The sequence below is a fragment of the Cellulosimicrobium sp. 22598 genome, assembly GCF_052044445.1.
Classification (GTDB): Bacteria; Actinomycetota; Actinomycetes; order Actinomycetales; family Cellulomonadaceae; genus Cellulosimicrobium; species Cellulosimicrobium cellulans_G.
The window spans coordinates 192,225-214,190 of the sequence record NZ_JBQEMZ010000004.1; the positions used below are offsets into that span (position 1 = coordinate 192,225).

A 21,966-nucleotide genomic window follows, 5' to 3' on the forward strand; every position below is an offset into this window, starting at 1 on the left:
CGTGCCCTGCTCTGGTACCGACGTTACGCAGGGTTCCGGAACGTTTTCTTCCGCTATTCTGACCTGGTTCCGACTTTCTTCCGGCGGCCCCTCGGAGGGACCTCGTGGCTTCCACCTCCGCCCGCATGCTCGCGCTGCTCGGGCTGCTCCAGTCCCGTCCCGACTGGTCGGGCGCCGACCTCGCCGCCCGGCTCGACGTCACCGACCGCACCGTCCGCAACGACGTCGCCCGGCTGCGCGAGCTCGGCTACCCCGTCGACGCCGTGCGCGGCCCGGGCGGCCGGTACCGGCTGGGGGCGGGTGCACGACTCCCCCCGCTCCTGCTCGACGACGCCGAGGCCGTCGCGGTCGCCGTCGGGCTGCGGGCCGCGACCGGCACCGCGGGCTTCGAGGAGTCCGGGGCGTCCGCGCTCGCGAAGCTCGAGCAGGTCATGCCCGACCGCCTGCGCCGTCGCCTCTCCGCGCTGCGGTCCGCGAGCGCCGCCGGCCCCGCGAACACCGACTCGAACGTCGAGGACCCGGTCGTCGACCCGGACACGCTGACCGCCCTCGCCGACGCCGTGCGCGACCACCAGGGCCTGCGCTGCTTCTACCAGGACGAGCCGGTCGAGCTCGAGCCGTACCGCCTCGTCGCGTGGCAGCGCCGCTGGTTCCTCGTCGCGCGCGACCCGACGACGGGTGGGTGGGCTCCGTACCGCGTCGACTGGCTGGTGCTGCGCGTGCCGGGCGGGAGGCGGTTCACGCCGGTGAGCTTCCCCGGGGACATGACGGAGTTCGTCGTGCGGGAGGTCGCGCGCACGGGATGGGCCGTGCACGCCCGGATCGTCGTGGACGCGCCGGCCGAGGAGGTCCTGCGACGCATCAACCCGACCGTGGGCACGGTCGAGCCGCTCGACGACGACCGCTGCGTCCTCGTCACCGGCGGCGACAGCGTCGAGGTCGTCGCGGTGTGGGTCGGCATGCTCGGCCTCGACTTCCACGTGACGGAGCCGCCGGCCCTCGCCGACCACGTCCGCACTCTGGCAACCCGCTACGCCCGAGCGACCCCCGACTGACCCGTCAGCACCGACTGCCTCGGCGTCCCCTTCCGCCGCAGCCGGAACCCCGACTGCCGTCGAACACGACCTGGAGGTCGTTATCGGCCCCTTTCCGTCCTTCAGGTCGTGCTCGACGGCGGGTGGGGTCGTTCTCGGCGCCGGTCGGTCCTGGGCGGGGTCCGACGGCGGCGCTCGCCCGCGGGGGCGGGCGCGCCTAGCGTGTGGGGGATGGACGTGGAGGTGCGCTCCGCCGTCGGGCGCTACGACGACTTCGCCACCGTGGTCGGGCCGCGGAAGGCCGGGGTGCGCGGGTGCTGGTGCATGTCCTACCGCGACAGCCGGGTCAGCGCCGAGGACCGCCCGGCGTTCATGGCTCGCCTGTGCGAGACCGACCCCGGGCCGGGCGTGCTCGCGTACGTCGACGGCGAGGTCGCGGGCTGGTGCTCCGTCGCGCCGCGCAGCACGTACCGGCGGCTCATGAACGCCCGGACCATCCCGTTCGTCGACGACCTCGACGCGTGGAGCGCGGTGTGCTTCGTCGTCCGGGCCGGGTACCGGCACCGCGGGCTGATGCACCACCTGCTCGCGGGGGCCGTCGAGCACGCCGCAGCGCACGGCGCGCCCGCGGTCGAGGGCTATCCCGTCGACGCGGGCGGCGAGCGCGTCGACGTCATCTCCGGGTACGTCGGCACCGTCGCGCTGTTCGAGCGGGCCGGGTTCGTGCGCGCGGCCCCGACCACCGGCGTGAGCGGCGGCGTGCCGCGTGTCATCATGCGCAAGGCGCTCGGCTGACCCTTTGCGCCGGCGGGTCGCGCGTGCTTCAGGGGTGCCGCGAGTCCCTCCGTCGCGACAACGCGACGGTTCGAGGCAGGCAGCACCCGAACTAGGATCGACCGGTGATCACGGGCGAGCTGAAGAGCAAGGTGGACCGCGTCTGGGACGCGTTCTGGTCGGGGGGCATCTCCAACCCGATCGAGGTGATCGAGCAGATCACGTACCTGCTGTTCGTTCGGCGACTGGATGAGATGCAGACGCGCGAGGAGAACCGGGCGAACAACACCGGGCAGCCGCTGCGGAACCCGATCTTCCCCGAGGGCACGACCGCGACGGGTGTGCCATTCGCGGCGCTGCGGTGGAAGTCGTTCAAGGACGAGTCGCCCGAGAACGCGTACGAGATCGTCGACAACCACGTCTTCCCGTTCCTGCGGACGCTCGGCGCCGACGGATCGACCTACTCCTCTCACATGGAGGGGGCTCGCCTGACGATCCCGACGCCGGCGCTGCTCGCGAAGGTCGTCGACATGCTCAGCGACGTGCCGATGAACCGTCGCGACACGAACGGCGACCTCTATGAGTACATGCTGGGCAAGCTGTCGACGTCGGGGCAGAACGGCCAGTTCCGCACGCCGCGCCACCTCATCGACCTCATGGTCCGCATGACCGCGCCGACGCCGAAGGACTCGATCTGCGACCCGGCGTGCGGCACCGCCGGGTTCCTCATGGCGGCGAGCGAGTACGTCCGCGAGGAGTACGGCGACGACCTGCACGACGCCGAGACGAGCAAGCACTTCCATGAGTCGATGTTCCACGGGTACGACTTCGACAGGACGATGCTGCGCATCGGGTCCATGAACATGCTCATGCACGGCGTGGAGCGACCCGACATCCGCTACCGCGACTCGCTCTCCCAGGCAGCCGGCGGCGACGAGGGCAAGTACTCGCTGATACTCGCGAACCCGCCCTTCGCCGGGTCGCTCGACTACGAGCAGGTCGCGAAGGACCTGCTCAAGGTCGTCAAGACCAAGAAGACCGAGCTGCTCTTCCTCGCCCTCTTCCTCAAGCTGCTGCAGCCCGGCGGGCGGGCGGCGGTCGTCGTGCCCGACGGCGTCCTGTTCGGTTCCAGCACCGCTCACCGCACGCTGCGGCGGATGCTGGTCGAGGACCACAAGCTCGATGCCGTCGTGAAGCTGCCCGCAGGCGTGTTCAAGCCTTACGCCGGGGTGTCGACGGCGATCCTGTTCTTCACGCGCACCGACTCCGGCGGCACGGACGACGTCTGGTTCTACGACGTGCGCGCCGATGGCTGGTCGCTCGACGACAAGCGACAGCCCCTGCTCGACGTCGGCCAGCTCGGTGCCGCGCCCGAGGATGCGTTCGTCGTCGCGAACCACGACAAGAACAACCTCCCCGACGTGCTCGACCGCTGGCGGCAGCGCTCCGCGTCCGAGAAGTCCCGCGCCCGGACCGAGCAGTCGTTCTGCGTGCCGAAGGCCGAGATCGCGGAGAACGGCTACGACCTGTCGGTCAACCGCTATCGCGAGGTGGTGCACGACGAGGTCGAGCACCGCGATCCTGCCGAGATCATCGCCGAACTCGAGCGGCTCGAAGCGGAGATCAGCGAGGGTCTTGCCGAGCTCAAGGGCATGCTCGGATGAAGGCCGGATGGACCGCAGTCGCCCTGGGTGACGTTGTGCGCTTTCAGAGTGGCGGCACCCCGGCCCGCGGACGTGACGAGTTTTGGAATGGCGATCTACCATGGATTACCGGAGCAGATATCGCAGCGGACGGCTCGATCACCCCAAGGGTTCACATAACAAGTGCAGCCGTTTCCGGCTCAGCCACGGCCGTAGCACCACCCGGGACCCTATTGCTCGTAACACGCACATCCGTGGGAAAGAACGCAGTGACGACCTTCCCGGTGGCGTTCAGTCAGGACATCACGGCAATCTCTCCAAGCGAGCGCGTTGACCTCGGATACCTGCGGGCGTTTCTGGGCAGTCGTGCCGCTACTCTCGCCAACACGGCGCGTGGGGCAACGATCAAGGGAATCACCCGAGAAGTCGTGGCTGGCATCTCAATGCCGCTGCCCCCGCTCGACGAGCAGCGGCGTATCGCGAGGGCCCTCGACCACGTCGAGGCACTCAGATTAAAGCGGAAGCAAACTCTAGATCACCTCCTCGAGTTTCCCCGTGCCCTCGTGCAGGAAGCACTCTCTCATCAATCTACGCTGACAACTGTTGGCTCGATCGCGGAGGTGGCCACGGGATCCACCCCCAGTCGTGCAAATCCACAGAACTTCGGCAGCGGCATCCCGTGGGTGAAGACCACCGAGGTGACAGGCGACGTGATCTCAAGCACGTCCGAGCGTGTAACCGCAGACGGCGTTCGTTCGGCGCACCTACGCATATTCCCAGAAACCAGCTTGGTGCTGGCAATGTACGGACAAGGATCTACGCGGGGAAGGGTCGGCGTCCTAGGACTTCCCGCGACCACTAATCAGGCCTGTGCAGTTATTCTTGCCAACCCGGCCGTGTGCAATTATCGATTCTTGTTTGAGCAACTCAAGTGCAACTATGAGCAGATTCGCCAGATGGCACGCGGAGGCAATCAGGCGAATCTAAATCTATCAATTGTCCGCTCTATTCCCGTAAGTCTTCCATCACTCGACGCGCAGCGTGAGTTCGCAAGGCGGATGGGCTTCTTTGATCTACAAGCACGCCGAACACGAGAACACGTGCGCCAGATAGATGACCTCTTTGAATCGCTCCGGGCCCGCGCGCTGGCGGGTGAGCTTGATCTTGACTACGTCCGGCTCACTTCCCCCTGATGCAGGCATGCGTCATTTGGTTTCGTGTTCGCGAAGGGACCGGATTCCTCAGTTCGCGCGCATGCGGCCTGTGTTCGGTCATGCACCGTGGCTCGACCTCGACGTCGATCGCTCTCGTGAATGTGACGAACGGCGCCGCATCCCGGTCGACCTGATTCGAGGCGTTCCACCCGCCCGACTGGAGCTCGTCCTGGCCGAGGCTCACCAGGACACCGGACAGTTCGTCTCGACGACGTGGCGCCGGCCGCTCGACGACGACCGCTCGCCGTGGATCGTCGTCGGTACCGCCACGCGGTGCGCACGGCGCACGTCGCGTCGTCGGGCAAACGCGGCGACGGGCGGAGATCGTCCGGTCCGGTTCGCTGTGGGACCGCGCCGAACGCGTCAACGCGGCACTCCTGACCGGAATCTGATTCCCCAGCCCTTCGCTCTCCGAGGAACAACCGACGATGTTCCCCTACCGTGACGCCCGACCCGGCTACTTTTACGCTAACCGCGATGGCTGGCTCCCTGCCGAGCCGTACCCGGAGCCTGCCTTCGTGCGCTTTGCCCGCCGGCTCGGCGCTGCGGCTGCCGACCCCGCGCACGATCGTCTCGATCCGGACCGGACGCTGCGAGACGCCCGCCTCGACTGGCTCGTTCACCGCGGGGTGGTCCACGCGTCCGCCCCGCGCGGATCCGTCGCCGCTGAGCGGTACCAGGCCCTGATCCGGCCTGACACCCACCAGCTGATGTCCGTCGTGACGCGGGCCTACACCCCCGCCGAGGACGCCGACGTCCTGCATGCTGCTGTGGCGTTGGCTGTACGGATCGACCCGTGGGGGTCCGGGCTGGCCGGCGCGGTGGGTTTCGGCCAGCAATCCGAGCGCACTCTCTGCGCGGTGCGCGTCACGACGGTGAATGACCTGACGCTCTACCTCCTCGCCTCCAACAGCCACGGCGGGGAGGGCGCGGTGCTCTTCCGGCTCGTCGATGTCGGCCCGGAGGACGGCACCGTGTTCGTAGTGGACTCGCACCCCGCCACGAGCACGGTCACCCACTCGGGAAACGTCCGGCAGAAGCTCGATCGGCTCAGCTGCCACTCCTCGTTCGTGGAGGACTACCTGAAGTCCGTGCCGGACCAGTGGTCAGCGCTCGAGGAGGCGCTCTGGACTCCGCGGCACACCGTGGCACTCACGAAGCACTTGTGGGGTGCGAAGCCGGACCTGCACCCGACGACGAGCGATGGGAGGCCGCTCGATCCGCCGCATGATGCGCACCGCCACCCCGCCTATCACCTGCGTCTTGATCGTTGCTCCGACGCCGCGAGCGCCTACCAGCGGGTGTGCCAGTTCCTCGACCACGAGTCCGAGGCGTGCGAGCGCGGCGACTTTACCAAGGACCGCGACGAACGCCTCGCGGTCGGGGCCGGCAACCGGATCAAGCGCAAGGCTTGGAGCTGGATCGTCGAGAACACCTGACACACCGGTCGCGCGCGTGTGGGCGGTTCGTGCCATCCTGCACCGTTCGGTGAGAACACCGGCCGGCACTGTTCCGCAGTGCACGACCTTCGTCCTCGCAGGGGAACACATGCCCGCATACGGGATCCCGGGTGTCGTCTGGCGACGTCCGGGCTGCTCATGATCGCGCTGATCCTCGTTGTCGGCTGGTTCGTCGGCGCCGTGGTCGCGGCGTCGCTCAACGTCGGTGTCGCAGCCGCGGGGGATGCGCTCGGCGTCTCGCCCGGCAAGATCAGCTGGATCGTCATGGCCGCGCAGGTCGCCGGACCCGTCGCGGTGATCTGGCTCGGGTTCCGCCTCCACCGGCGCATGACGCAGCGTCCCGCGTACTGGTGCCCGCGGTGCGGGGTCCAGACCGACCCGCGCTTCGACATCTGCCGTTCGTGCCGTCGCGTGAAGAGTCCCGCCTGACCACTCTGTACTGTCGTTCGTCAGTCGAGGTCCAGCTCTTCGAGCTGTGGCCTGGGCGCACCGTCGGCACTACCTGTACGCCGCTTGTCAGGAACCTGGGGACCCGCCCCGTAGGTGACGGCTCTGCCACGGGTCGCCGTGGAAGTACGCACGAGGAAGCCGCGGTCGACGAGATCGCGCAACAGCCGCGAGGTCGTCGGCACATCGAGGTCGAGCATGATCCGAACCATGCGGGAGTTGATCGTCCCGGCCTCCTTGACGAGAGCGACCACCTTGCGGTCGAGCTGGTCGGCGGTGCGACGGCGATACGTGACAGCGGAGCCCAACGCCGCCACCGGTTCCTCACGGAGTCGATAGCGCGGCAGCGTGTTGCGCCTGCTCTCCCGCGTCGTCTCGATCAGGCGCACCTCGTCGGAGGCCAGTCGCTCGAGCACAGCCTGGGTCTCGGCGATGTCCGGCTTCTGAAGCAGCGGGGTCATCCCCGTGGCGTCGACGAGCCGCTGAGTCAGGAGCGTGAGGAGGACGAGGAGGGTGTCCGCGTCCTCCGCCTCGTCGGCGGGAAGCGTCGCGACGAACCTCGCGAGGCTCGCGTTGGGGGCACCACCCATCAGGGTCACGGTCACCGACTCCGGATCCGCCGCGTAGACCGGGGGCTGGTGCCCGATGCGAGCCATCTCCGCGTACATGCGGTCGACACCCGCGCCCGCGGTCTCGGCAAAGTCGAGGCCGCGAATCGCCTGAGCGAGGTTCCCGTTCCTCGTTCGCGACGAGGTGGTGAGCACGTTGTCCACCCGAACCCCTGCGACGAACCCACCCGGGGAGGTGACCGCGAGCCGGGTGGGTGAATGCTCGACGGTGACCCTGTCGGTGCGCCGATAGTCTCGGTGCATCACGGCGTTGACGACCGCCTCACGCACGGCGCCATCGGGAAGATCGCCAACCTGGAGCTGCTGACCCGATCCGACACTCACGGACGTCCGGTCGATACGGGCCTCGGCCAGGTCGAAGAACCTCTGTAGCACCGCAACGAGCGGGCCGGTGAGCTGTTCGTTCGCAGCAAGAGCGCCCGTCGGCGTGCGCCGATAGACGTAGGACACGAGCACGGGGAACTGCTCCAGCCCTCGGAAGAGCATCGCACCGGCGTTCGTCAACGTGTTGCGCTCGGTCACCACGCCGAGGGCTCGGAGCAGCTCGGCAGTCGCCGTGCGCGCCCTCTCACGCCGACGAGGGTCGACCGAACGCTCGAGCCGGGAGCGGGCGATCGCGACGGCAACCTCGTCGACGTCCTGCACCGAGACCCCTGAGTCGTGCGCGGACCAGTCATCTCCTTGACGCTCGGCGACGAGGGAGGCGATTCGGTGCGTCGACATCGGCATGCAGGAGGTCCCGACCCGTTCGGTGGGCATCTTCGACTTGACCTTGTGGACCGTGACACCACGCGGCACGTGGATGACCAGCACCTCACCGCATGCGTGCGCAACGACTTCCACGTCGGCGAGGATCGACGGGTCGGTCAGCTCGTAGATGCGGCGCCTCGTCGCATCGACATCGAGGTCGTGCCCGACGAACGCGTCCGGACCGGGTACACGATCGGCTACGCCGACGACAACCGTGCCTCCGCCCGCGTTGGCGAAGCAGGCTACGGCGTCGGCAAGATCGTCCAGCGTGTCCTGGACGGATCGACGGTTCTGCGTCTTGAAGTCCAGCACCGACGTCTCTAGCGCGTCAGCAGTGCTGCCCGCGGCGATCAGGTCCAGCACTGCATCGAGCTCGTCGCGCACCATCGTTTCTCCCCCATTTTGCGCTGCCCTGTCATGCCAGGGTAGCGCAAAAGTCCGGAGAAATGAGGGCCCGTTGGTTGACCGGTTCTTCACTCGGCGGGGCTCGGACGTGAGCGTCAGTGGCTCCTGTCATCCTGATGGGCTGCGGTGACGAAGCACCGCAGGACGGCCGGCACAGACGTTCCCGGCCCGAGGAGTGGTCCGATGTGCACCACGACATGCCAGACCGCGCGATGGCCGTTCTGCCGCTGCGAGTGCGACGGCGCGAACCACGGCGCGCTCAGCCCGTTCGGACGATTGGTCCCCCTCTTCCCCTGGCCCACGGGGCGGAAGAACCGGGAACGATCTGCACCGTCTGCCATGCTGTCCCCGGATGCCCGCTCGGCGCCGGCGATCGACGCCGAGCCCACGACCAGGGGTGATACGTGAGCAACTTCGAGTTCCTGCGCGCCGACTTCCCGGAGCTCCATCGGGCTGCGGTCCTCGCCGAGCGGCAGGCCGCACAGGACCTGCGCTCGTCGCTGTTCCGCGCTCGGCACGCGCTGGAGATCGCACTGCGCTGGGCGTTCCGCGCGGACACCGACCTCGTCGTGCCGTACAAGAACGACCTGGCCGCGATGATCCACGACCCGACCCTGCGCCGTCTGGCGGGCAACGACGTCCAGGCCAAGATGGAGATCGTCCGTAAGAAGGGCAACGCCGCGGTCCACGAGGAGCGGAACCCGACACGCAAGGACGCGGAGGTCTCCCTGGAGCAGCTCTTTCACGTCCTGTACTGGTTCGCCCGCACCTACACCCCGACCCCTGGGTCGATCGCACCCGAGCTGAGGTTCGACGTCGGGCAGGTCCCCAGCCCCGCAGGACTGGCCGCGGCTCGGGCCAGGACCCGCGCGGAGATGGAACGGCTCGCTGCCGAGGTCGCCCAGGCGGACGAGGCCCTCGCCCACGAGCGCGCCCGCTCCACCACGCTCGAAGCACAGGTCGCAGAGCTGCAGGCACAGGTCGCCGCCGCAAAGGCTGCCAACGAGGCCGTGCCCGACACGCACGACTACGACGAGGCGACGACGCGCGACCTCTTCATCGACCTCCTGCTGCACGAGGCCGGGTGGGCGCTCGACGCCGACCGCGACCGCGAGTACGAGGTCAGTGGCATGCCCAACCAGAAGGGCACCGGGTACGTCGACTATGTCCTATGGGGCGCGAACGGACTCCCGCTCGCGGTCGTCGAGGCCAAGCGGACGCGACGCGACCCGATCGAGGGCCGTCAGCAGGCCAAGCTCTACGCGGACGCGCTCGAGGCGCGCTTCGGACGACGTCCTCTCATCTACTACACCAACGGTCACGAGCACTGGATGTGGGACGACCATCCCGCCACCGGCTACCCGCCACGTCGTGTCGCGGGCTTCCGCACGGCCGACGAGCTCGAGCTCCTGATCTCGCGCCGAACCGCCCGCCGCGACCTCACCGTCACGACGATCGACGAGACCATCGCGGGCCGCTACTACCAGACCCACGCGATCCGAGCCGTCGACGAGGCGTTCCAGAAGGAGAACCGGCGCGAGGCCCTGCTCGTGATGGCGACCGGCACGGGCAAGACGCGCACCGTCATCGCCCTCGTCGACCAGCTCATGAAGGCGGGCTGGGCCAAGCGCGTGCTGTTCCTCGCCGACCGCGTAGCGCTGGTCAACCAGGCCGTCGGCGCGTTCAAGGAGAACCTGCCGTCGTCGTCTCCCGTCAACCTCGTCACCGACCGGCACGCGGAAGGCCGCGTCTACGTCGCGACGTACCCCACGATGATGAACCTCATCGACCAGAAGTCGGGCGAGTCGCGCGCGTTCGGCCCCGGGTACTTCGACCTCGTGATCATCGACGAGGCCCATCGGAGCGTCTACCAGAAGTACCGGGCGATCTTCGACTGGTTCGACTCGCTGCTCGTCGGCCTGACCGCGACACCGAAGGACGAGGTCGACCGGAACACCTACGAGCTCTTCCACCTCGAGAAGGGCGTTCCCACCTACTCCTACCCGCTCGAGCAGGCCGTCGCCGACGAGTACCTCGTCCCGATGACGGCGGTGTCCGTCCCGCTGAAGTTCCAGCGCGAGGGGATCCGCTACGACGACCTCCCCGAGGACCAGAAGGACGAGTGGGACGCCCTCGAGTGGGGCGAGGACGGTCCTCCGGACGAGGTGAGCGCGGACGCCGTCAACAAGTGGCTCTTCAATGCCGACACGGTCGACAAGGTCCTCGAGACCGTGATGACCCTGGGGCTCCGTGTGGGCGGTGGCGACCGCCTCGCGAAGACCATCGTGTTCGCGAAGAACGCCGACCACGCGAACTTCATCGCCGAGCGCTTCGACCTCGCCTACCCGGAGCACAAGGGCGAGTGGGCCAGGGTCATCACCTACCGCACGGAGTACGCGCAGTCGCTCATCGACGACTTCTCCGCGCCTGGCAAGGCGCCGCACGTCGCGATCTCCGTCGACATGCTCGACACCGGGATCGACGTGCCCGACGTCGCGAACCTCGTGTTCTTCAAGATCGTCCGCTCGTCGTCGAAGTTCTGGCAGATGATCGGTCGCGGCACGCGCCTGCGCCCGGACCTGTTCGGGCCGGGCGAGGACAAGAAGGAGTTCTACGTCCTCGACTTCTGCCAGAACCTCGAGTACTTCGGGCAGAACCCGGCCGGTGTCGAGGGCAGCACCCAGCAGTCCGTCAGCCAGCAGATCTTCACGGCCCAGACCGAGCTCTTGGCGGCGCTGTCGACGACGGAAGGCCCCGCCGACGCCGCACGCACCGTCGATGACGCGTCAGCGACGACGACGCGGGCCGGGCTGCGCGACCACCTCGCCGCCGACCTCCACGCGAAGGTCGCGGGCATGACGCTCGACAACTTCGTGGTGCGGCCCGAGCGTCGATGGGTCGAGACCTATGGCGAGCCCGACGCCTGGCGATCGCTCGACGCCCGGGGTGCGCGCGACGTCGTCGAGCACCTCGCCGGACTGCCCACCGCGGTGCGCGACGAGGACGAGGCGGCCAAACGCTTCGACCTCGTGCTGCTCAAGCTCCAGCTCGGTGCCGTCGACCCGACGCTCGCCACTGAGCGTCTGCGCCGCCAGGTCCAGGAGATCGCGTCGGGACTGCTCGACCAGACCGCGATCCCCGCGATCGCCGAGCGCGCCGAGCTGCTCGCCGAGCTCGCGGGCGACGAGTGGTGGCAGGGCGTCACTCTGCCGATGCTGGAGCTGGCCCGACGGCGCGTGCGCGGGCTGGTGCGGCTTCTCGCCCGCTCGAAGCAGCCGATCGTCTACACCAACTTCGAGGACACCCTGGGCGAGTTCTCCGTCGTCGAGATAGGCACGCCCCAGGTCGGTGTCGACCCCGAGCGGTACAAGGAGAAGGTGCGGGCCTACCTTCGCGAGCACGAGGAGCACACGGCTCTGCAGAAGCTGCGCCGAGGACGACAGCTCACCGCGACCGACCTCGCCGAGCTCGAGCGGATGCTCGCCGAGAGCGGCGTGGGCGAGCCCGAGGACCTCGCTGTCGCGGCGGAGGCCGCGAACGGCCTCGGACGGTTCGTGCGGTCCCTCGTCGGCATGGAGAAGTCGGCGGTCAACGAGGCGTTCGCGGAGTTTCTCGCGGGCGAGACGTACTCGCGAGACCAGATCGACTTCGTCCGCCACGTCGTGACGCACCTCGCACGCAACGGAGTGATGGACGCGGCCGTGTTCTACGACCCGCCGTTCACCGACGTCGCGCCTACAGGACCTGAGGACGTGTTCGACGACGGCGGTGCGCGCGTGATCGAGATCGTGCGAACCATCAACGCGACCGCGGACGTCCCAGAAGCGTCCTGACGCCGCAGAGCCGCCGGCACAAGGGTCAGGACGGCCCCGCGCCCCACGGGTCGACGACGGCCACGCCGGTGCCGACGAAGTCGTGCACGTCGCGCGTCGCGAGCGTCGCGTCGTGCACGCGACAGATCGCGGCGATCTGCGCGTCGGCCATGGTCGTCGGCCGCCCCGCTCGCTCGCGGAGCGCGAGGAGGGTGCCCCCGACCCGCGCGGCGTCGGCGTCGTACGCGAGCACCCGGCCCGAGAAGGTCGTGGTGACGTGCTCCTCGACGAGCGCGGCGAGGCGGTCCCGGCGCCGCCCCTCGGGCAGCCGAGCCACGCCGTGGACGATCTCGCCGACCGTGACGGCCGTGATCCACAGCGCCTCCGGAGCCTGCGCGTCGAGCCAGCGGAGCACGCGCGCCTCGGGTACCGGGCGGATCGCCTCGGACACGACGTTCGTGTCGAGGACGATCACGCGTCCGCGACCTCGCGGTCCAGCCCGCCCGGCTCGTCGGAGAAGTCGACGGCGCGTCCGTGCTCCGAGCGCGGGGGCAGGTCGAGCTCGACCGTCAGCCCGGCGTCGGCGAACGAGCTGTGGATGAACGTGCCGAGCCCGCGTTCCAGCCCGCTCGGTGCCGTCACCGCAGACGTGAGGATCGCGCGGATCTCCGCCTCCATCGACCGGCCGTGCTCTGCGGCACGCGCTCGCAGCCGCTCGCGCACGTCGTCGTCGAGCCCTCGGATCGTCAGCGTCGCCATCTCGACCACCTCCGATCACCACGCTAGCAAAACGACAGCACTGCCCACCAGGGTCGTCCCGCCCTCGGGAGCAATGAAGTTGCGGCAGGTTGAGAGAATGGACCGTCGTGAGTACCGAGCCCGCAGCGAACCCGCCTGACGCGCGCCCTCCCCAGCAGGGCGGCGCCGCCGAGGGCACCCCGCGCGACGGTCGTCGGCGCCGCGGCAACCGCCGTGGCCGCGGGCGGGGCGACCGCCCGACGTCGGGCACCCCGACGACCGGCACGACGGCGCGGCGCAGCCCGGGCGAGCGGGCGACGTCGGGCCCGCGACAGGTGAGCCGCGCGCAGCTCGAGCGGGCCGCGCAGGCGCGCGAGACCGTGACGGTCCCGCCGATCACGTACCCCGAGCAGCTCCCCGTCAGCGCCCGACGCGCGGACATCGCCGCCGCGATCCGCGACCACCAGGTCGTCATCGTCGCGGGCGAGACGGGCTCCGGGAAGACGACGCAGCTCCCCAAGATCGCGCTCGAGCTCGGCCGGGGCCGTGCGGGGCAGGTCGGGCACACGCAGCCCCGCCGCATCGCCGCGCGTACCGTCGCCGAGCGCATCGCGGAGGAGCTCGGCACGGAGCTGGGCGGCGTCGTCGGGTACCAGGTGCGGTTCACCGACACCTCCAGCGAGGACACGCTCGTCAAGGTCATGACGGACGGCATCCTGCTCGCGCAGATCCAGCGCGACCCGGAGCTGCTCGCGTACGACACGATCATCGTCGACGAGGCGCACGAGCGGTCGCTCAACATCGACTTCCTGCTCGGCTACCTCGCGCGGCTCCTGCCGCGCCGCCCCGACCTCAAGCTCGTCATCACGTCGGCGACGATCGACTCCGAGCGATTCGCGCAGCACTTCTCCCCCGCACACCTCGCGTCGCTCGGCGGCGCGCCGGACTACGTCGTCGACGCGCTGCCCGACGCCGCGCCCGTCGTCGAGGTGTCCGGCCGCACCTACCCGGTCGAGATCCGATACCGGCCGCTGTCCCCCGACGTCGACCCCGGCGCCTCCACCGGCACCGGCACGAAGGCGAAGGGGCGCGCCGGCGCCGAGGAGAAGGACCTCGTGACAGGCATCGTCGACGCGTGCGACGAGCTCATGCGCGAGGGGCACGGCGACATCCTCGTGTTCCTCTCGGGCGAGCGCGAGATCCACGACGCCGCCGACGCGCTCACCGGCCACCTCAAGGACCGCGTGACCGACCCGAAGCACCCGCAGCGCGTCGAGATCCTGCCGCTGTACGCGCGGCTGTCGTCGGCCGAGCAGCACCGCGTGTTCCAGGCGCACTCCTCGCGGCGCATCGTGCTCGCGACGAACGTCGCCGAGACGTCGCTCACCGTGCCGGGCATCCACTACGTCGTCGACCCCGGCACGGCCCGCATCTCGCGCTACTCCAAGGCGACGAAGGTCCAGCGCCTGCCGATCGAGCCCGTCTCGCAGGCGAGCGCGAACCAGCGCTCCGGCCGCTCCGGCCGCGTCGCCGACGGCATCGCGGTGCGTCTCTACTCCGAGGACGACTTCCTCTCCCGGCCGGAGTTCACCGAGCCGGAGATCCTGCGCACCTCCCTCGCGTCGGTGCTGCTCCAGATGATCTCCGTCGGCGTCGTCGAGACCCCGGACGAGGTCGCGCGCTTCCCGTTCGTCGAGCCCCCGGACACGCGCGCCGTGCGCGACGGCGTCCAGCTCCTCACCGAGCTCGGCGCCCTCGCCACGTCCGACGGCGTCGCGCGCCTCACCGAGGTCGGGCGCGTCCTCGCGCAGCTCCCCATGGACCCGCGCCTCGCGCGCATGATCTGGGAGGGCTCGAGGCTCGGCGTCGCGCGCGAGGTCGCGATCATCGCCGCCGTCATGTCGATCCAGGACCCGCGCGAGCGCCCCGCCGAGGTCCGCGCGCAGGCCGACCAGGCGCACGCGCGCTTCACCGACCCGCACTCCGACTTCCTCACCTACCTCAACGTCTGGGAGTACGTCCGCGAGCAGCAGCACGAGCTCTCGTCGTCGGCCTTCCGCCGCCTGTGCAAGGCCGAGTACCTCAACTTCCTGCGCATCCGCGAGTGGCAGGACGTCGTCGCGCAGCTCCGCGAGATGTCCAAGCCCCTCGGCATCGACATGTCGTACAAGCCGCGCGCACGCGGCGCGGCCGGCAGCCCGAGCACCTCGGGCGCAGTCGCGGCGGACCCGACCACCGCCCCCGACCCGACTCCCGACAGCCAGGCCTACAAGCGCGCCTGGGACGGCGACACGATCCACAAGGCGCTCCTGTCCGGCCTGCTGTCGCAGATCGGGATGCAGGACACGGGCGACGTGAAGGCGTCGTCGGTCGCGCACCTCAAGGGCGAGGCGCGTGCCAAAGCGCTGCGGCGCGCGCAGAAGCAGGCGCGCAACGAGTACACCGGCGCGCGCGGCGCACGGTTCGCGATCTTCCCCGGCTCGCCGCTGAGCAAGAAGCCGCCGGCCTGGATCATGGCGGGCGAGCTCGTCGAGACGTCGCGGCTGTGGGCGCGCGACGTCGCCCGGATCCAGCCCGAGTGGGCCGAGGACCTCGCGGGCGACCTCGCGCGGCGCACGTACTCCGAGCCGCACTGGTCGACCAAGCGCGGCGCGGCGATCGCGACCGAGAAGGTGCTGCTGTACGGCGTGCCGATCGTCGCGGACCGCAAGGTCCTCTACGCCAAGGTCGACCCCGAGGCCGCGCGCGAGATGTTCGTGCGGCACGCGCTCGTGCAGGGCGAGTGGACGACCCACCACCGGTTCTTCCATGACAACCGGAAGCTCCTCGCCGAGGCGGAGGAGCTCGAGGCGCGCTCGCGCCAGCGCGGGCTCGTCGTCGACGACGACGTGCTGTTCGACTTCTACGACGAGCGCGTGCCCGACGACGTCGTGTCCGCCGCGCACTTCGACCGCTGGTGGAAGACGGCGCAGCGCCGCGACCCCGACCTGCTCACCTTCACGCTCGAACAGCTCGTGCCCGACGCCGAGCAGGTCGACACGTCGCAATTCCCGGAGACCTGGCCGCAGGGCGAGCTCACGCTCCCGCTCACCTACCAGTTCCAGCCCGGGACCGAGGCCGACGGCGTGACCGTGCACGTCCCGATCTCCGTGCTCAACCGCGTCGTCCCCGACGGGTTCGACTGGATGGTGCCGGGCCTGCTCGACGAGCTCGCCACGGCGACGATCCGCTCGCTGCCCAAGCCGGTCCGCGTCCAGCTCGTCCCGGCACCGGACGTCGCGCGCGACGTCGTCGCCTGGCTCCGCGAGCACACGCCCGCCTGGGAGGACATGGCCCGCGCGGGCGACATGGCCGAGCCGTTCCCGGTCGCGTTCACGCGCGCCGTCCGGGCGCTGCGCGACGTCGTCATCCCCGACGACGCGTGGGGCCCCGAGCAGGAGGCGCGCCTCCCCGCGCACCTGCGCATGACGTTCCGCGTCGAGGACACCCGCGGTCGCGGCTCCGTCGTCCTGGACGAGTCGAAGGACCTCCTCGCCCTCCAGCGCCGTCTCGCCGCCCAGAACCAGGCGGCGGTCCGCGCGGCGGTCAAGGGCGCGGTGGGCGCTGCTCTTCGCGAAGCGGCGTCGGGGTCGGGAACGTCGGTCTCTGGGTCGGGTCCGGCGGCGGAGGGGGCGTCGGTGCTCGGGCTACCATCCGCGCCGCTCGTTCCTCACGGCGCTCCCGCCAGGCCCGCCACGCCCTTCGCATCCGACGCCCCCTCCACCACCTCCGCGTCCGGCTCGCCGTCCGCCAGCGGTGGGACCATCGGGGCCGACGGCGCCGTCTCACCCTCGGCGACCGGCTCTTCCGGGCGCGCGGCAGCCGCTGCCGCGACCACGAGCGTGCTCATCACCGAGCAGAACGGGCTCACGACGTGGCCCGCAAGCCTCCCTGACGGGACGCTGCCCAGCACCGTGTCGACGGACCTCGGGGGTGGGGTCGTGGTGCGGGGGTACCCGGCGGTCGTCGAGGAGCAGGACGCGAAGGGGAAGCCGGTCGTCGCGCTGCGCGTGCTCGCCGACGCGACCGCGCAGGCGCGCGAGCACGCGCGCGGCGTGCGGCGTCTGCTGCTGTCGGAGACGGCGCTGCAGACCGGCAGGATCACCAGTCGGTGGAACGGGACGCAGTCGCTCACGATGGCGGCGAGCCCGTACCGGAACACGGACGCGCTCGTCGCGGACCTCCAGCTCGCCGCGGTGATCGCACTGACGAGCGGGGGCAGCGGGCAGTACGGCACGCAGCCGGACGCCACGGCGATCCACGACGGCGAGGCGTACGCGGCGGCGCGGACGTTCGTCCGGGTGCACCTGGAGGACCAGGTGCACCAGGTGGTAGGGCACGTCGTGGCGGCGCTCACGGCGTCGCGGAACCTCGACGCGGAGATCCGCGCGTCGAACAGCCTCGCGCTGCTCAACACGCTCACCGACCTGCGCGACCAGGCCGCGGGCCTGATCCACGACGGCTTCGTGTCCCAGACCCCGCCCCGACGCCTGCCGCACCTCACGCGCTACCTGCGCGCGGCGTCGTACCGGCTGGAGAAGGCGCAGACGAACCCGAACCGCGACGCCGAGCTCGCGTGGCGCGTGCACGACGTCGAGGAGGCGTACCAGCGCGCCCGCGCCGCCTACGCCCAGGGCTCGGCCGACCCGGTCCGCGCGGCCGACCTGGCCGAGGTCCGGTGGCTGGTCGAGGAGCTGCGCGTGTCGCTGTTCGCGCAGCAGCTCGGCACGGACGGCCCGGTGAGCGAGAAGCGCATCCGCAAGCTCCTCACACCCGACGGCTGGTGACACGAGGCCGCGCACGGCGCGGGCGCCGCCCGCCGCCTCGCCGTCAGCAGGTCTCGAACACGTACGAGTACGGCTCGCCCGTCTCCTCGACGGGGTCGAACCCGCTCACGTCCGTGTCGGGCGTGACGAGGTAGAGGTCGCGCAGCACGGTGAGCGGTGCGCGGTCGGGCAGGGCGCACGCGTCGGCGAACGTCAGCCCCTCGCCTGCGAGCGGGCCGGGGTACTCGACCTGCAGCACGTGGTCGCCGTACACGTCGGTGTACGCGGCGCACTCGTCCCAGACGGCGCACTCCTCGGTCACGGCGAAGTCGAAGCCGAGGTCGTCGTGCGCGACCTGCGTGATCTCCGCGGCGTTCTTCTGCGCGATGGCGAGCCCGGCGTCGTGCGCGAGGTCGACGTACGCCGTGGCGAGCGCGTGCGCGCCGGCCTCGTCGATCTCGGCGAACCGGGTCCAGGTGTCGAGGTTGTCGATCTCGACCGCGTCGAACCCGTCGCCCGCGCAGCCGGTGACCACCGGACCGAGGATGTCGAGGATCCCGTCGCGCTGCGCCGCGGTCGACGGGTCGAGCACGAACTCGTCCGGCCAGTCCGGGTCGACGACGAGCACGCCGTCGGCGTCGTGCAGCAGCAGGTCCTCGTGCGCGAGCCACAGGTCGGCGTCGTCGGGCTGCGTCTGGAAGCCGTTCACGTAGCAGACGTTGTACGCACCGGAGAGCGGCGCCGCCGTCGCGTCGCGCACCACGACGTCGGGAGTCACCGGACCGGAACCGGCGTCGACCTCGTCGTACGCGCCGCCGAGCTGGTAGTCGAGGACCCCGCTCGTGGGCGGCAGCTCGACCAGCGCCGCGGTCGTCGCGTCGGTCGTGGTCGTGCGCGCCGTGTCCGGGACGGGGCTCGTGCCGCCGACGGCGGGGCCGCCCGCGCACGCGGTCAGCACCAGCGCCGAGCCGAGTGCCAGGCCGGTCGTCGTTCGTCTCATGTGCTCGTTCCTCTCGTCGTGACGCGCTGCCCGCGCGCCATGGTGGGGGTGCCGATCAGGAGATGCAGGACGGTCCGAGGTGTCAGGCGAACACCTGCGTGCAGAGCCGGTCGACGGCGTCGCGCACGGCCCCCCGCGCCGGGGCGAGGTACTTGCGGGGGTCGGTGACGGCGTCGTGCGCGTCGAGGAAGTCTCGCACCTGACGCGTGTAGCCGACGTTGAGCGCGGTCCCGACGTTGATCTTGCGGATCCCCCGCGCGACGGCGTCGCGCAGCATCGGGGCAGGGACACCGGACGACCCGTGCAGCACGAGCGGGACGGGGACCTCCGCGGCGATCCGCTCGACGAGGTCGAGGTCGAGCTCCGCGGTCGTGCTCGTCATGGCGTGGGAGCTGCCCACGGCGACGGCGAGCCCGTCGACACCGGTCGCCGCGACGAAGGACGCCGCCTCGTGCGGGTCGGTCCGCACGCCGGGTGCGTGCGCACCGTCCTTGCCGCCGATCTCGCCGAGCTCGGCCTCGACCCACAGCGTGGTGTCGTGCGCGGACCGGGTGAGGTCGCGGGTCGTGGCGACGTTGTCCGCGTAGTCGAGGTGGGCGGCGTCGACCATGATCGACGTGATTCCGAGACGCCACGCCTGGTCGACGACCTGACGCGCGAGGTCGACGTCCTGGACGTGGTCGAGGTGCAGCGAGACGGGGACGCGTGCCGCGACGGCGATCTCGCGACAGGCCGCGACCAGGGCCGTCATGCGGCCCTCGTGGTAGCGGACGGCGTTCTCGCTGATCTGCAGGATGCCGGGAGCCCCGGCGTCCTCGAGGCCGGCGACGATGCCCTCGGCGTGCTCGAGCGTGATGACGTTGAACGCGAGCACGGCGCCGCCGTCGCGCGCCGCCGCAGCGACGAGGTTCCCCGTCGCGGCCAGGGTCACAGGGCACCTGCCGGCACAAGGGCGCGGAGCGGCTCGGGGAGCAGGTCGCCGTGCGCCGTGACGAGCTCGTCGCACAGGGCCCAGATCTGCTCGGGGGTGAGGGTCGAGGACGCGTTCGGGTCCATGAGCACGGCCTGGCGCACGAGCCGAGGGTCGCCGGTGCGCGCCGCCTCGACGGTGAGCGCGCCGACCGAGACGTACGGCTGGTTGAGCGCCGCGCACTGGGCCGGGAGCGAGCCCATCGGCACGGGGCGCAGGCCGTCGCCGTCGACCGCCGCCGGGACCTCGACGACCGCGCCCTGGGGCAGGTTGTCGATCAGCCCGTGGTTGGGGACGTTGACGTGCACCTCGCGCGGCGTCCCGGTGACGAGCGAGTGGATGATCTGGGGCGCGTACTCGCTCGCGCCGTCCTCGAGCGCGAGGTCCTCGCCGGCGGCGAGCGCACGCCGCGCCGCCTCGAACTCCGCGACGTTCTCCCGGCTGATGCCGACGTACTCGAGCGGCTGCAGGCGGTAGCGCTCGATCTGCTCGTCGGAGCGGAGGAACCACGGCAGGTACTCGGAGGAGTGCTCGCTCGTCTCCGTCGGGTAGTAGCCGAGGCGACGAAAGACCTCGACCCGGACGCGACGCTCGAGCCCGGGGTCGCGGCGGATCGTCTCGCGCAGCCGGGGGTACAGCGACTCGCCCTGGTGCTCCCACTCGAGCAGCCACGCCTGGTGGTTGACGCCCGCGGCCCGGTACCGCGTCTCCTCCACCGGGACGCCCACGAGCTCCGCGAGGTCGTGCGCCGTCCAGTAGACGGAGTGGCAGAGCCCGGCGACCTTGAGGTCGGGAGCGACGGTGGAGACCCACCACACGTTCATCGCCATCGGGTTCGTGTAGTTGAGCAGCCACGCCTCGGGGCACAGCTCGCGCATGTCGGTCGCGATGCCCTCGAGCACCGGGAACGTGCGCAGCGCGCGGAACACGCCACCGACGCCGGTCGTGTCGCCGATGGTCTGGCGCAGTCCGTGGCGCGCGGGGATCTCGAGGTCCTTCAGCGTCGCGTCGATGCCGCCGACCTGGATCATGTTGACGACGAAGTCGGCACCGTCGAGGGCCTGGCGACGGTCGGCGTACGCCTCGACGGTGGCCGACGCCCCGAGCTGGCGGCTCACCTGACGCGCGGTGCCCTCGGCGACGCGGAGCCGCTCGGGGTCGATGTCGTGCAGCACGAGGCGGGCTTCGGCGAGCTCCGGGTAGCGCAGGATGTCGGCGACGAGCTGGCGGGTGAAGACGACGCTCCCGGCGCCGACGAACGCGATGCTGACCATGTCGACGATCCTCGGCGCCGTCGAGCGCACTGTGCAAGAATACGATCAGATTTCGCTGATAACACTCACTTTGAATGAGCGATTTGCCTTGTCCGGGCGCCGAGGGCCTCGGGCGTCCGCCCCACAACCGCCGGAAGGAAGCGCATGTCCGTCGCACCCGACGCCGCGCCCCGCGCGATCTCCCACAAGCGCAGCGACCGCATGATGCGGGCGCTGACGTACGTCAACGAGCACGGCACGGCACGCCTCACGGAGCTGGTCCGCGAGCTCGGCGTGTCCTCGGCCACGATGCGGCGCGACCTCGCGGACATGGAGGAGCAGGGCCTCGTGCTCCGCACGCACGGCGGGGTGCGCGCCCTCGACCCCACGACGGAGGTCCCGGTGCTCCTGCGCGACTCCCGGTTCCGCGAGGCCAAGCTGCGCATCGCCCAGCACGCCGCCGGGCTGCTCCCGCCGGGGCGCTACTCCGTCGCGATCAGCGGCGGCACGACGGCGGCCGCCGTCGCGCGCGCCCTCGCGACGCGACCCGACCTCGCGATCGCCACGAACGCCCTGACGACGGCGACCGAGCTCGCCGCGCGCAGCAACCTGCAGGTCATCATGACCGGCGGGTTCGTCCGGTCGAGCTCGCTGGAGGCCGTCGGCGTGCTCGCCGAGCACACGTTCAACGCGATCAACGTCGGCACGGCCTTCCTGGGCACGGACGGCATCAGCGTGCGCGGCGGCGCGACGACGCACGACGAGACCGAGGCGCGCACCAACCACGCGATGGTCGCGCACGCCGAGCGCGTCGTCGTGGTCGCGGACGGGTCGAAGGTGGGGCGCGTGACGCTCGCCAAGATGGCGGACCTCGAGGAGATCGACGTGCTCGTGACGGACTCGTCCGCCGACCCGGAGGCCCTCGACGCGATCGCGGCGGCCGGCGTCGACGTCCAGGTCGTGCCCGACGACGGCCCGGTCACGGCCGTGCAGCCGGCCGAGGGGCCGACCACGCCGCTCTGACCCCGCAGC

15 protein-coding genes are annotated in these 21,966 nt (G+C 70.6%); 9 read left to right on the plus strand and 6 right to left on the minus strand.

Annotated elements, in window-relative coordinates; genetic code table 11:
- Window positions 1–104 precede the first annotated feature (104 nt).
- The 6 genes from ACTJIY_RS06375 to ACTJIY_RS06400 all read left to right on the plus strand — a co-directional run bounded on the left by ACTJIY_RS06375 (window position 105) and on the right by ACTJIY_RS06400 (window position 6,554).
- The gene (locus ACTJIY_RS06375) at window positions 105–1,055 is read left to right on the plus strand and encodes a helix-turn-helix transcriptional regulator (protein ID WP_440673468.1); all 951 of its coding nucleotides are present in this window, start codon (window positions 105–107) and stop codon (window positions 1,053–1,055) included.
- Between the two features lie 210 nt (window positions 1,056–1,265).
- Window positions 1,266–1,829 (plus strand): N-acetyltransferase family protein, encoded by a 564-nt coding sequence (locus ACTJIY_RS06380; RefSeq protein ID WP_440673467.1) that lies wholly within the window; start codon window positions 1,266–1,268, stop codon window positions 1,827–1,829.
- A gap of 104 nt (window positions 1,830–1,933) precedes the next feature.
- Window positions 1,934–3,472 carry a type I restriction-modification system subunit M gene (locus tag ACTJIY_RS06385; RefSeq protein WP_440673466.1) on the plus strand — a complete coding sequence of 513 codons (1,539 nt, stop codon included), beginning with the start codon at window positions 1,934–1,936 and terminating at the stop codon, window positions 3,470–3,472.
- On the plus strand, window positions 3,469–4,644 hold the full coding sequence (locus ACTJIY_RS06390) for a restriction endonuclease subunit S (RefSeq protein WP_440673465.1): 1,176 nt from the start codon (window positions 3,469–3,471) through the stop codon (window positions 4,642–4,644). Before ACTJIY_RS06385 ends, ACTJIY_RS06390 begins: the two co-directional genes overlap by 4 nt.
- A 449-nt stretch (window positions 4,645–5,093) precedes the next feature.
- A complete protein-coding gene (locus ACTJIY_RS06395) occupies window positions 5,094–6,104 on the plus strand; it encodes a hypothetical protein (RefSeq protein WP_440673464.1) in 1,011 nt (336 codons plus the stop codon).
- Window positions 6,105–6,263: 159 nt separating this feature from the next.
- On the plus strand, window positions 6,264–6,554 hold the full coding sequence (locus tag ACTJIY_RS06400; protein ID WP_440673463.1) for a hypothetical protein: 291 nt from the start codon (window positions 6,264–6,266) through the stop codon (window positions 6,552–6,554).
- Between the two features lie 20 nt (window positions 6,555–6,574).
- Here ACTJIY_RS06400 and ACTJIY_RS06405 read toward each other — a convergent pair whose 3' ends face one another.
- The gene (locus ACTJIY_RS06405) at window positions 6,575–8,335 is read right to left on the minus strand and encodes an ATP-binding protein (RefSeq protein ID WP_440697222.1); all 1,761 of its coding nucleotides are present in this window, start codon (window positions 8,333–8,335) and stop codon (window positions 6,575–6,577) included.
- A gap of 425 nt (window positions 8,336–8,760) precedes the next feature.
- On the opposite strand from ACTJIY_RS06405, the gene ACTJIY_RS06410 reads away from it, so the two are divergent.
- On the plus strand, window positions 8,761–12,189 hold the full coding sequence (locus ACTJIY_RS06410) for a DEAD/DEAH box helicase family protein (RefSeq protein WP_440673461.1): 3,429 nt from the start codon (window positions 8,761–8,763) through the stop codon (window positions 12,187–12,189).
- A 25-nt stretch (window positions 12,190–12,214) separates the two neighbouring features.
- Here the strand turns inward: ACTJIY_RS06410 and ACTJIY_RS06415 are convergent, their stop codons facing one another.
- Together ACTJIY_RS06415 and ACTJIY_RS06420 are read right to left on the minus strand one after the other, a co-directional pair.
- Window positions 12,215–12,643, minus strand: coding sequence for a type II toxin-antitoxin system VapC family toxin (locus tag ACTJIY_RS06415; protein ID WP_440673460.1), 429 nt, complete (start codon window positions 12,641–12,643; stop codon window positions 12,215–12,217).
- Complete coding sequence (locus ACTJIY_RS06420) at window positions 12,640–12,927, minus strand: FitA-like ribbon-helix-helix domain-containing protein (protein WP_440673459.1); 288 nt, start codon at window positions 12,925–12,927, stop codon at window positions 12,640–12,642. The genes ACTJIY_RS06415 and ACTJIY_RS06420 overlap by 4 nt, the downstream gene beginning before the upstream one ends.
- 107 nt (window positions 12,928–13,034) lie before the next feature.
- Here ACTJIY_RS06420 and hrpA point away from each other — a divergent pair, with 107 nt between their 5' ends.
- On the plus strand, window positions 13,035–17,732 hold the full coding sequence (gene hrpA / locus ACTJIY_RS06425; protein ID WP_440673458.1) for an ATP-dependent RNA helicase HrpA: 4,698 nt from the start codon (window positions 13,035–13,037) through the stop codon (window positions 17,730–17,732).
- Between the two features lie 43 nt (window positions 17,733–17,775).
- On the opposite strand, the gene ACTJIY_RS06430 is transcribed toward hrpA, so the two are convergent.
- From ACTJIY_RS06430 to ACTJIY_RS06440, 3 genes are all read right to left on the minus strand, one after another.
- Complete coding sequence (locus ACTJIY_RS06430; protein ID WP_440673457.1) at window positions 17,776–18,711, minus strand: endo alpha-1,4 polygalactosaminidase; 936 nt, start codon at window positions 18,709–18,711, stop codon at window positions 17,776–17,778.
- Window positions 18,712–18,793: 82 nt separating this feature from the next.
- Window positions 18,794–19,642: a class II fructose-bisphosphate aldolase gene (locus tag ACTJIY_RS06435; protein WP_253054734.1), complete on the minus strand. Its 849-nt coding sequence runs from the start codon at window positions 19,640–19,642 to the stop codon at window positions 18,794–18,796.
- Window positions 19,639–20,955, minus strand: coding sequence for an alpha-glucosidase/alpha-galactosidase (locus ACTJIY_RS06440; RefSeq protein WP_440673456.1), 1,317 nt, complete (start codon window positions 20,953–20,955; stop codon window positions 19,639–19,641). The genes ACTJIY_RS06435 and ACTJIY_RS06440 overlap by 4 nt, the downstream gene beginning before the upstream one ends.
- A 144-nt stretch (window positions 20,956–21,099) precedes the next feature.
- Between ACTJIY_RS06440 and ACTJIY_RS06445 the strand changes: the two genes are divergently transcribed.
- Window positions 21,100–21,957, plus strand: a complete 858-nt coding sequence (locus ACTJIY_RS06445; RefSeq protein WP_087470278.1) for a DeoR/GlpR family DNA-binding transcription regulator — start codon at window positions 21,100–21,102, stop codon at window positions 21,955–21,957.
- The last annotated feature ends 9 nt before the right edge of the window (window positions 21,958–21,966 follow it).